Below are 14,513 nucleotides of genomic sequence, written 5' to 3'. Positions count from 1 at the left end.
TTTTAGTTCATTTAAAACTTAAATATTATGTTTTTAAGAGTTGCCAGACATACTAATAATTTAGATAAAATCGAAGATTTTTATGTCGATATTCTTGGTTTCGAAAGATTGGGCGGTTTTGAAAATCATAATAATTACGATGGTGCTTTTATAGGGAAATCTGGGTTAGACTGGCATTTTGAATTTACACAATCTGAAGCAAAAGCCATTCATTCTTTTGATGAAGATGATATTACTGTTCTTTACCCTAAAAACATTTCAGATTATAACCAATTGATTGAAAGAATTATAAACAATAACATCTCATTTATAACTGCGATTAATCCTTACTGGAATGAAAACGGAAAAATGATTCAGGACCCAGACGGTTATCGCATCGTTATATCACCATTAAAAGCTGTAATCAGCGAAATAAAATGATGCAGGAAACACATAAAAAAATAGTTTTTAAATATTATAGTACTTATCTTGAAGAAATTATTACAGAAACCATGTGGGCTGAAATAATGGATCTCGAAAAAGGCTATTTCAAATTAGATAATATTCCGTTTTTCGGGCCTTTGATTGCTACTGACGATATTTTTAGAGCAGAATATGATGAAAAGGAAAAGTTTTTCATTCACAAGGAAACTATCGAAAATTCCGGAAATTCGATTGTACAGGTTTTAATTCTGGAAGAAGGTTTTGATGCTGAAATTATACGAGAAAAATTAAAATCGATTAATTGTATTTCAGAAGCATTAAATGATACTTTTTTTGCTGTCGAAATTATTAAAAATGTTGATTATTCGATAGTAAAAAATCTTTTGAACGAATACGAATCGCTTTCTGTAATTGAATTTGCCGAGCCATGTCTTTCAGATAAACACAGAACTGATTTATTGAAAAATTAATCCAAACAAACAAACTATAGATTACGCATACCAAACAAACTTAACTTAAACTTAACCATAATGAAAACAGTAAAAATTGTAGGTGTTCCCGAACACTTCAATTTGCCATGGCATCTATGTATTGAAAATGGTGAATTTGAAACTGAAAATATTGATCTGCAATGGAAGAATATTCCTGAAGGAACTGGCAAAATGTGCCAGATGCTTCGTGATGGCGAGGCAGACATGGCAGTTATCCTGACAGAGGGAATTGTAAAAGATATTCTTGCAGGAAATCCTAGTAAAATTGTTCAGATTTATGTACAATCGCCTCTTATTTGGGGTATTCATGTAAGTGCAAAATCTGATTTTCATTCTATTAAAGATTTAAAAAGCAAAAAGGTCGCTATTTCGAGATTGGGCTCCGGTTCGCAATTAATGGCTTACGTAAATGCCAATAATCAAGGCTGGGAAACAGATAATCTTGAGTTTGAAATTGTCAACACTATTGATGGTGCTGTACAAGCTTTGACTAACGAAACGGCTGATTATTTTATGTGGGAACACTTTATGACCAAGCCTCTTGTTGATCAGGGAATTTTTAGACGTGTAGGTGACTGCCCCACTCCCTGGCCTTCGTTTGTAATTGCTGTGCGTGATGAGTTTTTGAAAAAAAAACCAAAAGTGATTGAAAAAATCCTTGAAATCATCAATAAAACGACGCATGATTTTACTCAAATTCCAGATATTGATAAAACTTTGGCTGAACTTTTTAATCAAAAATTAGAAGATATTCAGGAGTGGTTAAAACTAACTCATTGGTCACAAAAAAATTTAACCGAAAAAGCCTTTATTAAAATCCAAAATCAATTATTTGATCTGGGAATTATTGATAAAAAAAGTACATTTGTTGAAACCGTAAAAGCATTATAAAATATTGCTTTTTGTAAGTATGATAAGAATTCCTAAAATTAACTTTCCGCAATTAAAATCCAAACTACAGGTGAAATCGCCTTGGGACCGGATTATTATTATGCTGTTGAGTATTTTGATTACCATTCCGGTTTTTATCATTTTGCATCAAAATTTAATCGATTTAAATTGGGCTTTCAATTTAGACCGAATTTTCATTTTCATATTTGTTCTGGCTGCCATTTTTTTTGTTTTAATGTATTTGCGAACTATCATTATTGTTTGCGTCGCCTTGTATTTGCTGGTTCTGGTTTACGGAAGTGTTTTGGGTAATTATGGTTTTAATGAAATTTCAGAAGATTATAATTCGATGATATACACCATGTCTGACAACCCTTTTCCACAGGATATTATTGTGGCGAAATTGCTTCCGTTTCCGAATAAGTCAAAAATTATAAATGCTATAGAATATCAGGATCCGAAGGTTCGAAACTTTGCCATTATGGCGACTAACGAGCATTTTAAAGGTATCAAAGGGTATTCGGACTACAGAACAACGATACAATGTTTTGCCGTTTTTAAAGAAATAAACAGCCGCTGGAATTATGTTAACGATCCCAAAGAAGGCGATTATATTGCAACTGCCAGCGAATCAATTGAATATTTTTCTGGTGATTGTGATGATCATTCGATTTTAATGGCAGCCGCCATACGCTCAATTGGCGGTACACCGAGACTTATTCATACCAAAGGACATATTTATCCTGAAATTCTCATTGGATCGATGATTGACTTAGAAAAAATAAATTATTTGATTAAAAATGTGCTTTTTGTAAAAGAAAGTTCAGGTAAAAAACTTCATTATCATATAGACGAACGCGGACAAGTGTGGCTCAATCTTGATTATACTGCCAAGTATCCAGGCGGTCCATTTATGTTCGAAGAAATTTTGGGAGCGTTGACTCTTAATTAAGGTTCTAAGGCTCTAAGTTACTAAGGTTCTAAGGTTAAAATTCCAAAACTCAAATTCCAAATTCCAAATTTCAAATTCCAAATTTCAAATTCCAAATTTCAGGTTTACTTAAAAACTGCGATAAAAAACTCATAACCCACAACGCACAACTCATAACTCATAACTTCTTATTCCCCGCATAAAGCTGTCTTCCTAATTCTGCTAAAAATGGCAACCCAATCGTGTCATACTCGTATTTATTATCGTTGAGAATTCCGTCTTCGTTCACGTACAAAGTAGCTGAAACCATAAATTCGACACCATTTTCTTTATCGACTATATATGCGCTATCGGTTAAGTTTCCGTAGGCCTGACCAATTTTATTATAAATTTTGATGTTGTCAGGTATGTTTTCTTTGGTATCACCAAACATAAAAAATTTGCAATACCCATCATAATATTCTACAGGATCATAACCCGCATTTTTAGGAAGGTTTTGCATTGAGAACAGAATAAATTCCCTGTCTTTTTCTGTTAATTTAAAACGTTCGTTTTCTTTAAAAACTTTCGGAAAAACAATGCGTTTCAGGGTATTATGAAGTGTTTCTAACGGATAATAATTCTTTTTAGAAAAATCATAAGGTGTATTCACCAGTTTATCTTCGCTATCCAAATGTCCTACTCCTTTTTTTATTTTATTTAAAGATAAAGGAACAACAGCCTGATTCATTTTGGCAGGAATGACTTCGGTAGTATTATCGTCTTTATATAGTGTAATTGATTTTGTCAACGGATTACCCGAATCCGGAGCTGACAATCTGTGACTCAGTCTAAACGGCTCTAAACCTTTATCGTGCATTTTTTGGTTTACATAATCAAAGCCTGTAAATTCTAATAATTTTGTACTTGCTACGTTATCGCTAACCGCAAATAATTTTGTGATCTCTTCAGAAAATTTTACTTTATCTAATTGTTCTTCAATACTATATTGTGTGTTAATTGAAGTATTTGAAAAAGTATTTAGTTTTTCTAAAGCCAGAACAGCGATAGGAAATTTAACGGTACTTGCAGGACAATAATAATTTTTAGCATCCAGATTATAGGTGTAGTCTTTAAAATGAATCTTGCCTTTTTTGTCTCTTGTAATTTGAGTATAAATTATTTGAAGTTCGTAATAATCCGGCTTTTCCATCACCTTTTTAATCTTTGGATTATCTGATGCCAAACTCTCTTTTAAAAGATTCTTTTGCGCATGACAACTTAAACAGAAAAGGCTAATTAAGAAAAAAATATTTTTTTTAAACTGAATCATATGCTTCGGGGAAATAATAATTTACACTCAAATATATCAATACATCTGTTAATATTTAATCCTATTCTTAAAATTTTATTTTCAAAACTAAAATATTTTTAGAATATGAGATACTTAATTTTTAGTAGTTCAATTAAAATTAAAGCCAATATAAATCTATACTTGATACCTGTTTTAAAAAATGTAGTTTTTATTCTACAATTTCTCCTTAAATGTAAAGTAGCCGACATTTTTATTTTGTAAGAAAAACGTTCTTTGCCTTATTAAAGAATGATCTTAAAAATAAAGTTTTTTATTACTGGTTTTCGTTGCTAGCTCTTTTAAATTAGGGGATTAATTAGAAGCTACAATTTAATTTCAGAAAATAAACTTAAAAAAAGAACAGACTTTAGCCTCAACACTACCACATATTCTAATTATTGTTGTAGTTAATTATTTTAATTGTTAATCTGCAGGGCTACGAAAGAAATCTTGCAGATTTTTTTTGTTTTGAACTTTAAAGTAAATTTAATTCCAAATGAAATAATTTTATTCCTGATTGTTTATAGAAGTAATAAACTCTATAATTCCCTGATTATTCAGCACATAATCCGGATTACAATTAGCAATTGCATTATTGGGCATAAAAGGCATTTCTGCAGATTCAGGATCCTGAACAACAATAGTTCCGCCAAAAGATTTAATCATATTCAATCCCTGTGTTCCATCAGCATTTGAACCGGACAATAAAATACCTACTAATTGCTGTTTATAAACCTCCGATGCCGACTCAAAAGAAACATCTATGCTGGGTCTGCTGTAATTTACTTTTTCTGAAGTATCCAATGAAAGTGTATCGTTTTTCTCAAATAACAAATGATAATTAGATGGTGCAACATAGATAAAACCAGGCAGTAGCGGCACTTTGTCTTCGACCACATTTACATTTACTGTCGATTTTAACCGGATAAGTTCTTCTAATGTTTCTTCATCGGTATTTTTTCGATGAAGGACAAGTACAATGGCAAAAGAGTATATTTGAGGTAATTCTGGTAAAATTTGCATCAAAGCATGCAAACTTCCGGCTGATCCCCCAATTATAACTAATTTACAATCTGCGATTACTTTATTTTCCTCCATATTTTTTCTTTATCCAACTGTTTGTATTTGCCTGGACCTATTGAATATTTTAAAGTTTCTTTTGTTCCGAGAGCCAAAAAGCCCAAAAGAGATAAACTTTGATCGAATAAATTGATCACTCTTTTTTGTAAATCATTATCAAAATAAATCAAAACATTTCGGCACAAAATCAAATCAAATTCATTAAATGAGTTATCAGACACCAGATTGTGCTGAGAAAAAACCATTCTCTGAGCCAGTTCATCATTAAACTTGGCAATACCATAATTGGCAATATAATATTCCGTAAAATCTTCCTGGCCTCCTGAGTCACGATAGTTTTCTGAATATTCTTTCATCATTCGTAACGGAAAAATTCCTTTTTTGGCCGTTTCCAGGACTTTTTCATTTACATCCGTAGCGTACAACAACGATTTATGAAGCAACCCGGCTTCTTTTAATAAAATAGCCATTGAATATACCTCTTCGCCAGTAGAGCATCCTGCGTGCCATATCCGTATAAATGGTTTTGTACCCAATACAGGCAAAATTTCATTGCGTACTACCTGATAAAAAGCAGGATCACGAAACATCTCTGTAACATTTACCGTTATTTCATCTACGATGCGTTTATAATAATCGTGATCGTACCTTACTTTTGATAAAAAATCATGAAAATGCGTAAAGCCATCCAGCTTAAATATTCTGTTTACACGTCTCTTTAAGGAGGCTCTGGAATAACTTCCAAAGTCAAAACCATAATATTCGTAAACATCATTTATAAGGGTTTCTAACTCGATGTCTTCAATCATAATATATTAGATTTTGCTTAAACTTAAGAGCAATTTATCTACATCAACAGGTTTAGAAATATAGTCGTCTGCACCGGCTTCGAGGCATTTTTCTTTATCTCCTGTCATGGCCTGAGCTGTTACTGCTATAATAAAAGTTTCTTTTCTTTCCGGTATTTTTTTGATTAAGGGAATTGCATCATAACCATCCATTTCGGGCATCATCATATCTATTAGAACCGCATCTATTACTTCGTTAGTACTTAGTATTTTTATGGCTTCTTCTGCACTTAAACACGATAAACAATCATAGGATTTGGCACGTAACGTATTGACCAGGGCAAAAATATTCCTTGGATCATCATCAATAATTAAAAGCCTTTTTTTATTCATTTTCAAAACTTTTCATTAAACTTTATCATATAGCCACACTCGTAATAACGATAACAGCTGATCAATATCTACTGGTTTCGTAATATAATCTGAAGCGCCTGCTTTAATACATTTTTCTCTGTCTCCTGTCATTGCTTTTGCAGTAACCGCTATCAAAGGTAAGTTTATTAATTTAGGATTGCTTCTTATTTTTTCGGCTGTTTCGTAACCGTCCATGTTAGGCATCATCATATCCAGAAGAACAATATCCGTATGCGGGTTTTCTTCTAAGGATTTTATGGCTTCATTACCATCAAATGCGGTAATCACGTTCATTTTGAATGTTTCTAAAGCTTTTGTAAGCGAATAGATATTACGAACATCATCGTCAACAATCAATACTGTTTTATCAAATAAAATATTATTTAATAAATGTAGTTTTTTATGGCTCTCTTTTTTGCCTTTTTCGTCTTTGCTTTCTTCTACCAAGTGTAGGAAAAGCGAAACTTCATCCAGCATTCGCTGATACGAATGCGCTGTTTTTACAATAATAGAATCGGCATATTTTTTAATTTTAACTTCTTCTTTAAGCGATAGACTTTTCCCTGTAAATACAATAACCGGAAGATTCTCCAGACCTGGGCTTTTCTTTACACCATCCAGAATTTCATAAGCATGTTTGTCAGGAATACCCATGTCTAGAATCACACAATCTACTTCGCTTTTGCTTAACGATTCTAAACCGTCTTTGACTTCGCTTTTTATTTCAGAATTAATATTATACGTCTCTAAAAAGTAAGCCAAAGCCTTAGCATGCTTTCTATTGTCTTCAATAATTAGTACTTTTTGAGATTCTTTCTTGATAATATGCTCGATACGCATAAATACTTCCGGAATTTTCTCGAATGCAACTGGTTTATCCAGAAAATCAACGGCTCCTTTAAGCAAACTCTCTTGTTTTAATTTGTGAGAAGACATAATATGCACCGGAATATGCTTCGTTTGTGCATTGCTTTTTAATTCGTCTAAAACCTGCCAGCCGCTTTTTATAGGAAGTTCTATATCCAGTAAAATACCTACGGGCTTATACAGTAAAGTAAAGTTTAAAGCATAATCACCTCGCACCGATACGACTCCTTTGTAACCGCTCTTACGGGTAAAAGCCAACAATGATTTAGCAAAACTCATATCGTCTTCTACAATCAGAATAACTTTGTCATCTCGTGTTATCGAATCTCTGTCGTCTTCGATTTCGTCAGGAATAACAGTGCTTATATAATTGTATTTAGAATCATTGTCTTCTTCTTCCGCTTCTACGAATTCAATTGGCGGGGCTTTTTCTACCATTACTTTTTTAAGAACAGATCCAAAAACAGGCAAACATAATGTAAAGCTACTGCCTTCATTTTCTTTACTATGTAAAATAATTTCCCCATTAAGCAATTTTGCTAATTCTCTACTGATAGACAATCCTAATCCTGTTCCTCCGTATTTACGTTTGGTAGAACCATCGGCTTGCTGGAAGGCTTCGAAAATAAGTGGTTGTTTATCTAGCGGAATACCAATTCCGGTATCTTTAACTATAAAACAGATGATTTTATCATCATCATCATTTATTTTTATTTCTAAACTTACAGAACCTTTCTCTGTGAATTTAATAGCATTCGAAATTAAATTTTTAAGTATTTGCTCCAGACGCATTTTATCTGTTTTGATAACGACTGGCGCTTCATCGGCTATGATTTTAAAATCTATGTTTTTTTCTTTGGCAACCTGCGAGAATAGGTTAGACAAACCATCCGTGATTTCCTGGGTCGAAACATCTAAAAATTCAAGCTCCATTTTTCCTGCTTCAATTTTAGACAAATCAAGAATCTCATCTATCAGAGCCAGTAAACTGTTTCCGGAACTCTGAATAACTTTGGCAAACTCAATTTCTTCCTCATTCATGCTTTCGTTATTATTCTCAGATAATAATCGGCTTAAAAGTAAAATAGAATTTAAAGGTGTTCTTAATTCGTGCGACATATTTGCTAAAAACTCTGACTTGTATCGGGTCGTAAGTTCTAAAGCTTCTGATTTTTTCTGAATTTCATTGTTCTTTTCTTCCAGCAGCACACTTCTTTCCGAAAGTTCTTCGTTAGTTTGCTCCAGCTCTTCCTGCTGCACTCTTAATTCTTCTTCAGATGCCTGAAGTTTCTCTGTTTGCGCTTCTAATTCGGCATTGATTGCTTCCAGTTCACTGTGTTGCAGCTTTAATTCTTCTGATTGTGATTGGGTTTCTTCCAGCAATTCAAATACACGTTTTCTGTTTTGAGTAGATTTTAAAGCAATCCCAATATTACCCGAAACAATTTGCAGAAACTCCAGATGAAGTTCTGAAAATCCGTAAATACTTGCCAGTTCGATAGCGCCTTCTATTTTGGTATCCAATAAAGGTACCGCCACGATGTGAGTCGGTTTTATTTCTCCCAAAGCATAGCTAATCTGAATATCATTAGCTGATAAATCTTTTAATTCTAATATTTTTCCGGTTACAATAGATTGCCCGATTAAGCCCTCACCTCTTTTAATACGTTCACGGTTTTTATTAGGAATATAACTGTATCCTGCCGTAGCGTATAGTTCGTCTCCTTCCAAAACATATAAAACACCAGCATTACTATTGGTATAATTGCATAAAAACTCAATAACATCCTGTGCTAGCTCATGTATTTCTTTGTCGCCCAGCATTGCATTATTCAGTTCCGCAATTCCGGTTTGCAGCCATTCTTTTTGCGATAGCAAATCAAAAGAAATTTTTAGCGAGTTACTCATCGCATTAAGCGAGTCTCCTACACTTCCTAAGGCATCAGACTCGGTGACATCTACTTTAACATCATAATTTCCGTTCGAAATATTACCTGCTATGGTGCTGATTACATGAATCCTTTCGGCAGTTTCTTTATCCTTTTTTTCCAGTTCCTCCTGAAGCTTTGTTCGTTCGCTATAATCTTTCAATATTCGCGACAGAAAAACAATCGTAATGATAAACGAAATAATAAAAGCCGTAATAATTAAAACAAAGCTGTAGTTACCATAACGTTCTGATTTTTCATTACGCTCTTTTAGAAGAACCTGCTCTGAAGTTTCGATATCTTTAAAATAAGTACGTATCTTATCCATCATTTTTTTTCCTTCTAGAAGATCAAAATTGACAGCATTTTTATTCAGGCGTTTTTTTACCACCTGATTGTTTAAGTACTTAAAAAATATGCTTCGCAGTTCTTTTAATTCTTTTAAACTTTTTTGCTGCGAAGGATTATCAATCGTAAGTTCCTCTAATTTATTAAAGTATTTATCCGAAAGGGGTTCCGACGCATTATATCGGTCCAGAAACTGTTCATCTCCACTTATGAGATAGCCCCGCATACTGGTTTGGGCTTCTGTGATAACTGCTGAGCCTTCGTTTAGGTTATAAATAACCTCCTGCGTATGATTGACCCAATAATTACTGTCTAATAAATTTTTGATACTAAGATAGGAAGCGGTAGAACTCACCATCAAGATCAGTAAAGAAGCCAAAGAGCTTATAAACAGGTTTCTTTTAAAATTATTTCTCATAGAAATTTATATATCAGTTTATTTTATTTCTTCATATTGTAAAGGCAAAACCATAATAAAGCTGGCTCCTTTTCCTGGCTGACTCTTAGCAGTTATCAAACCATTGTGTTTTTCGATAATTTTCTTCGCAATAGCAAGTCCTATTCCGGTTCCTTCATAACTCTGACGGTCATTTAAACTTTGGAAAATAATAAAAATACGGTCGAGATAAATTTCATCAAAACCAATTCCGTTGTCTGTAACCGTTATTCGGCAGTACTTACCTTCTGCTGAAACTGGAGCATCAAAATCTTTAGCGGCTATCAGTTCCGAATTGATTTCGATATACGGAACTTCGGCACTGCCCGAAAATTTTAGCGCATTTCCTATCAGGTTCTGAAAAACTTGTCGCAATTGACTCGGAATACTGTCTATAGTAGGCAGCTCAGTAGTTTTGATTATGGCATTTTTGCGTTCGATGAGATAATCAAAGTCCGAAAGTACTTCCTGCAAAACAATATTTAGATCTGTTTTCTCCGGCATTACCTTAGAGGATAGTCTGGAATACGCCAGTAAATCTGTAATCAGCGTTTGCATTCTTTCAGCAGACTTGATCGTACGGTCAACATAATCAATCGCTTTTTTATCAGGCACTAAATAAAGCTCTTTTATGATTTTAATAAAGATTTGAATCTTTCGGATAGGTTCATTAAGATCATGCGATACTACCCACGAAAACTGTTGCAGCTCATGATTCCTCATCTCCAGTTCTTCATTTTTCAGAACGAGTTCTTTAGTCCTTTCTTTGATTTTTATTTCCAGATTATTCTGAGCATCTTTCCTGATTTTAATTTCTTTCGAAAGTAAATCTTTCATGGCTTTCAGCTCTGTTTGCTGTTGGTATATCTTTAGATATGTTTTTACTTTTAAGATAAGTAAATCACTGTCAACAGGCTTGGTGATATAATCTATAGCACCTGTTTCATATCCTTTCGAAATGTATTTCTTTTCAATATTAATCGCCGATAAAAAAATAACAGGAATTTCTTTGGTTCGCATATTGCCAGACAAAATCTTAACAACTTCAAAGCCATCTAACCCGGGCATCTGAACATCCATGATAATAAGACAATAGTCTTTTTTCAGAATTTTTTTCAGTGCGTCTTCTCCGGAATCTGCTGTATCAACATCAATATCGTGCAGTTCTAATGTTTTTTTTAAAGCAATTACATTTGCTCGAATATCATCTACAATTAATACCATCTATCTTTGGGGTAAAAGCGTTATTAATTAAATTGCCTTAATTTAAAAATTTGATTCGTCTTTTGGTTTTACAAAACACTGGACAAACTCCCAAATTTATAAAAAAATGCGGGACGTATATTCTATCCGCGACACTATTTGTTACATAATTCCCATGTGAGATTTCTTTTTTTTATTGAAATACTGCTATCGGGTTGCTTTTTAGTCCTTAACAAAACAATTAAACACTACCCATTATAGTTTTTATTAGCCTGAATATTTTATTGAGGCAAAGATAAAATCATAACAGTTCAGCTTACGCAAAAGCTATTCCTACATTAGTCTGTTATAAATCATACTAAAATTGACAAGCTATGGAAAAGAGAAAAACATTTCCGGAACAAAAGCAACGTCTGCCGGGCAATGAGCATCAAATGAATCCGGAGCCTGAAATCATTCGGGAAAACTATGTAGGAAGCGGAAAACTATTAGGCAAAGTAGCCTTTATTACCGGTGGCGACAGTGGTATTGGCCGTAGTATAGCGGTACATTTTGCCAGAGAAGGTGCTAATATTGCTATTGTTTATTTAAAAGAAGACAAAGACGCACTTGATACGAAAGCACTTATAGAAAGGGAAGGTCAGCAATGTCTCCTGATACCGGGAGATTTATCTGAGGAGAAATTTTGCAAAGCTGCCATAAAAAAATGCCTGACAGCGTTTAAAAAACTAAATGTTGTGGTGAATAATGCTGCGATACAATTTCCTAAAACAGAAATAACTAAGATAAGTGCCACACAGCTTCGTACCACATTCGAAACCAATATATTCTCGTATTTCTACATTGCAAAAGCAGCTCTGCCCTACCTCGACAAAGGCGATTCGATAATCAATACCAGTTCGGTAACGGCGTATCGGGGCAGCGAACACCTGTTGGATTATTCGAGTACAAAAGGCGCTATTGTAAGTTTTACAAGATCACTATCAGCAATGCTGGCTCCTAAACAAATCAGGGTCAACGGAGTCGCTCCCGGCCCAATCTGGACACCATTGATTGTCGCTACTTTTGATTCAATTGCTGATTTTGGAAAAGACAACCCTATGAAGAGACCAGGCCAGCCCTCTGAGGTTGCTCCAGCGTATGTATTTCTGGCTTCTGAGGATAGCAGTTATATTACCGGACAATTTATTCATGTAAACGGAGGAGAACTTGTAGGGGCTTAACAATGTAAAACACATACTATGAACTTAATTGATGCTCTCGGACTCTTTGCGGGTACTTGTATTACTCTTTCGGTAATACCACAAATCATAAAAGTATGGAAGACGAAGAAAGTAAAAGAAATTTCGCTTAAAACCTTTAGTATCCTGACGTTTGGTATTGCACTCTGGATAGTGTATGGCATCCTAAAGGAGGACTTCCCTATCATTATAACCAATAGTATCTCATTATTTCTAAATTTAATAATGGTGTACTTTATTATTTACTATGAAAAAGAATGATTATAAAAAATAAAAACAGCCCGTAAAAGCTGTTTTTATAAAGGATCGATATGTATTGCTTTTTAGCTAGCTAATTTTTGATTATAGCCCTTGTGGCCAATAGAGATATGATACTTTTCTTTAAAAACACGAGGCAAATACCCTTTAGCCGAAAACCCTAACGCATGTATGGTTTCGTATATATTGATTTGCGACAGTTTTTTAATCTCATTGATTTGTCTGGTTGCCAGGTTTACAATAGGATCAAATGTTTTTAGATAATTATAACTATGCAATTCTATTTCCTGTGCCAGAATACTTTTCAGAATAGTCTTTTTCAATATACTTCTTACCATTCCTTTTTGAGGTATTGCTTTCAGTTCTTCTAGTTTTTCAGTAATTTTTGCATGCTGTGTTCCTGTATAAAAGTACTGTCCGGTTGTATTCGAGAACATCTTTTTAAGCTGCTTCGTAAAATCAACATCCACTAGCTCGTTTGAAGTATTGGTAGGCACTCCTATTAAGCTAAACTGAATTTTTTTATGACTTTCAAAATGCAGTACACTATTAATAGCTGTCGAATTATTCAATACACCGCTTTGTTGTGCTTTCAGGACTTGTCTTTCTCCATTACTCCCAAAACTATGCTGTAAAACGCCCTTATCACAATATGCGAAATAAATAGGTGCAGCATGATGAGCTTCTATACTTAACGATACATCATCATTAAAAAATAAATCAAACTCCATAGATAGTAATTCTTTCTCGAAGCTTACTCCTTTTATGGTTCCTCTTGCTAATTTTGAATTGACAACAAGATTGTATTCGTTATTTTCGATGGTAAGCTCGCCACTAAGGCTTTCTTTAAGGTTATTAAAGATAGAATTAAATCCTCCTGCGTTTAAGTATAGACTTTTCATTTTGGTATAGTTTTAAAAAACAGGTCCGTATTGGTGTACTACTACAAAACTTTCCTTGGGTTATTATTCCTTATTTTGATTATTCAAATTTACTTCGGCTTGTGCCTCAATTTGTTATACAATTTGTCAGATATATTTCATAATTTATAGTTAACAAAAAAAAAACTGCATTAGATTAAATCCAATGCAGTTGTTCCTAAGTCAACAAATCAGGTAGCTCACACACAATAAGTGCTATTTATTTTGATGTATCACTATGCTAAATACCATTAGAAATAAAATACTTTATGAATAGATTTCTCTATTATATCGAATAAATAAGAAAAGCAACATCAGTATCAAAACCATTTTGTCTTGGGTAGAATCGCATCACTTTGACCTTTTTTCTTTTATTTAAAGTGCCTTATATCCCTTGAAGGGTTCAAAACCCTTCATGGGACGAAACCTAACATGAAGTTATGAGGCTAGAACATCCATATGTGAGGCTAGAACATCCATATATGAGGTTCCAACTTCCATAAATGGGTTCAAAAGGTTCGTGCATGGGGTACAAACTTCCATGTATGGGGTTCTGAGGTTCATGTTTGGGGTTCCAACTTCCATACATGGGGTTAAGAGGTCCAAATTTGGGGTTCCGAACCTCATATATGGGGTTGCCAGCCTCAAACTTGGGGTTCCGAGCCTCAAATTTGGATGTTCGAACCTCATACATGGGGTTGTCAGCCTCAAATTTGGGGTTCCGAACCCCATACATGGAAGTTTGTACCCCATGTATGGAAGTTTGAACCTCATACATGGGGTTGCTAACCTCAAATTTGAGGTTCCAGACGTCATACATGGGGTTGCCAACCTCAAATTTGACGTTCCGAACGTCAAATTTGAGGTCTTGAACGTCAAATTTGAGGTCTCGAACGTCAAATTATACGTCTGGAACGTCATAAATGAGGTTGCCAACGTCAAATTTGAGGTTCGGAACATT

The 14,513-nt window shown here is 34.0% G+C and carries 14 protein-coding genes; 7 read left to right on the top strand and 7 right to left on the bottom strand.

Annotated features, from left to right (window positions below; all coding sequences use genetic code 11):
- Nucleotides 1-27 precede the first annotated feature (27 nt).
- Genes GON26_RS21140 through GON26_RS21125 form a run of 4 tightly spaced genes read left to right on the top strand, consistent with a single transcriptional unit; the run spans nt 28 to nt 2,757 of the window.
- The gene (locus tag GON26_RS21140) at nt 28-420 is read left to right on the top strand and encodes a VOC family protein (RefSeq protein ID WP_160376759.1); all 393 of its coding nucleotides are present in this window, start codon (nt 28-30) and stop codon (nt 418-420) included.
- On the top strand, nt 417-893 hold the full coding sequence (locus GON26_RS21135; RefSeq protein ID WP_230407983.1) for a DUF4265 domain-containing protein: 477 nt from the start codon (nt 417-419) through the stop codon (nt 891-893). The genes GON26_RS21140 and GON26_RS21135 overlap by 4 nt, the downstream gene beginning before the upstream one ends.
- A gap of 60 nt (nt 894-953) precedes the next feature.
- Complete coding sequence (locus GON26_RS21130; RefSeq protein ID WP_160376758.1) at nt 954-1,805, top strand: substrate-binding domain-containing protein; 852 nt, start codon at nt 954-956, stop codon at nt 1,803-1,805.
- A gap of 19 nt (nt 1,806-1,824) precedes the next feature.
- Nucleotides 1,825-2,757, top strand: coding sequence for a transglutaminase (locus GON26_RS21125; protein ID WP_160376757.1), 933 nt, complete (start codon nt 1,825-1,827; stop codon nt 2,755-2,757).
- A gap of 157 nt (nt 2,758-2,914) precedes the next feature.
- Here the strand turns inward: GON26_RS21125 and GON26_RS21120 are convergent, their stop codons facing one another.
- The 6 genes from GON26_RS21120 to GON26_RS21095 form a co-directional block, all read right to left on the bottom strand.
- Nucleotides 2,915-3,928, bottom strand: a complete 1,014-nt coding sequence (locus tag GON26_RS21120; RefSeq protein WP_230407982.1) for a serine hydrolase — start codon at nt 3,926-3,928, stop codon at nt 2,915-2,917.
- A 648-nt stretch (nt 3,929-4,576) separates the two neighbouring features.
- A complete protein-coding gene (locus GON26_RS21115; RefSeq protein WP_160376755.1) occupies nt 4,577-5,167 on the bottom strand; it encodes a chemotaxis protein CheB in 591 nt (196 codons plus the stop codon).
- Entirely contained in the window at nt 5,149-5,958 is an 810-nt protein-coding gene (locus GON26_RS21110) for a CheR family methyltransferase (protein ID WP_160376754.1), read from the bottom strand. Before GON26_RS21110 ends, GON26_RS21115 begins: the two co-directional genes overlap by 19 nt.
- A gap of 6 nt (nt 5,959-5,964) precedes the next feature.
- Nucleotides 5,965-6,330, bottom strand: a complete 366-nt coding sequence (locus GON26_RS21105; protein WP_160376753.1) for a response regulator — start codon at nt 6,328-6,330, stop codon at nt 5,965-5,967.
- Nucleotides 6,331-6,345: 15 nt separating this feature from the next.
- Nucleotides 6,346-9,912: a response regulator gene (locus GON26_RS21100; RefSeq protein ID WP_160376752.1), complete on the bottom strand. Its 3,567-nt coding sequence runs from the start codon at nt 9,910-9,912 to the stop codon at nt 6,346-6,348.
- A gap of 18 nt (nt 9,913-9,930) precedes the next feature.
- Nucleotides 9,931-11,154 carry a hybrid sensor histidine kinase/response regulator gene (locus GON26_RS21095; protein ID WP_160376751.1) on the bottom strand — a complete coding sequence of 408 codons (1,224 nt, stop codon included), beginning with the start codon at nt 11,152-11,154 and terminating at the stop codon, nt 9,931-9,933.
- A gap of 353 nt (nt 11,155-11,507) precedes the next feature.
- On the opposite strand from GON26_RS21095, the gene GON26_RS21090 reads away from it, so the two are divergent.
- Both GON26_RS21090 and GON26_RS21085 read left to right on the top strand, forming a co-directional pair.
- Entirely contained in the window at nt 11,508-12,356 is an 849-nt protein-coding gene (locus GON26_RS21090; RefSeq protein WP_160376750.1) for an SDR family oxidoreductase, read from the top strand.
- 18 nt (nt 12,357-12,374) lie between these two features.
- Nucleotides 12,375-12,635, top strand: coding sequence for a SemiSWEET family sugar transporter (locus tag GON26_RS21085; protein ID WP_160376749.1), 261 nt, complete (start codon nt 12,375-12,377; stop codon nt 12,633-12,635).
- A 62-nt stretch (nt 12,636-12,697) separates the two neighbouring features.
- On the opposite strand, the gene GON26_RS21080 is transcribed toward GON26_RS21085, so the two are convergent.
- A complete protein-coding gene (locus GON26_RS21080) occupies nt 12,698-13,534 on the bottom strand; it encodes a hypothetical protein (RefSeq protein WP_160376748.1) in 837 nt (278 codons plus the stop codon).
- A 559-nt stretch (nt 13,535-14,093) separates the two neighbouring features.
- Between GON26_RS21080 and GON26_RS21075 the strand changes: the two genes are divergently transcribed.
- Nucleotides 14,094-14,513, top strand: a 420-nt coding sequence (locus tag GON26_RS21075) for a hypothetical protein (RefSeq protein ID WP_160376747.1), incomplete at its 3' end; no start/stop codon positions are given.

The organism is Flavobacterium hydrocarbonoxydans, assembly GCF_009789235.1.
Classification (GTDB): Bacteria; Bacteroidota; Bacteroidia; order Flavobacteriales; family Flavobacteriaceae; genus Flavobacterium; species Flavobacterium hydrocarbonoxydans.
Note: the sequence above shows the minus strand (reverse complement) of the source record. Positions and strands in the feature narration are given on the sequence as shown.

What these genes read in the sequence shown, in the direction of transcription:
- GON26_RS21140 (WP_160376759.1), top strand. Translation starts at nt 28, where the DNA reads ATGTTTTTAAGAGTTGCCAGACATACTAATAATTTAGATAAAATCGAA.
- GON26_RS21135 (WP_230407983.1), top strand. Translation starts at nt 417, where the DNA reads ATGATGCAGGAAACACATAAAAAAATAGTTTTTAAATATTATAGTACT.
- GON26_RS21130 (WP_160376758.1), top strand. Translation starts at nt 954, where the DNA reads ATGAAAACAGTAAAAATTGTAGGTGTTCCCGAACACTTCAATTTGCCA.
- GON26_RS21125 (WP_160376757.1), top strand. Translation starts at nt 1,825, where the DNA reads ATGATAAGAATTCCTAAAATTAACTTTCCGCAATTAAAATCCAAACTA.
- GON26_RS21120 (WP_230407982.1), bottom strand. Translation starts at nt 3,928, where the DNA reads ATGGAAAAGCCGGATTATTACGAACTTCAAATAATTTATACTCAAATT.
- GON26_RS21115 (WP_160376755.1), bottom strand. Translation starts at nt 5,167, where the DNA reads ATGGAGGAAAATAAAGTAATCGCAGATTGTAAATTAGTTATAATTGGG.
- GON26_RS21110 (WP_160376754.1), bottom strand. Translation starts at nt 5,958, where the DNA reads ATGATTGAAGACATCGAGTTAGAAACCCTTATAAATGATGTTTACGAA.
- GON26_RS21105 (WP_160376753.1), bottom strand. Translation starts at nt 6,330, where the DNA reads ATGAATAAAAAAAGGCTTTTAATTATTGATGATGATCCAAGGAATATT.
- GON26_RS21100 (WP_160376752.1), bottom strand. Translation starts at nt 9,912, where the DNA reads ATGAGAAATAATTTTAAAAGAAACCTGTTTATAAGCTCTTTGGCTTCT.
- GON26_RS21095 (WP_160376751.1), bottom strand. Translation starts at nt 11,154, where the DNA reads ATGGTATTAATTGTAGATGATATTCGAGCAAATGTAATTGCTTTAAAA.
- GON26_RS21090 (WP_160376750.1), top strand. Translation starts at nt 11,508, where the DNA reads ATGGAAAAGAGAAAAACATTTCCGGAACAAAAGCAACGTCTGCCGGGC.
- GON26_RS21085 (WP_160376749.1), top strand. Translation starts at nt 12,375, where the DNA reads ATGAACTTAATTGATGCTCTCGGACTCTTTGCGGGTACTTGTATTACT.
- GON26_RS21080 (WP_160376748.1), bottom strand. Translation starts at nt 13,534, where the DNA reads ATGAAAAGTCTATACTTAAACGCAGGAGGATTTAATTCTATCTTTAAT.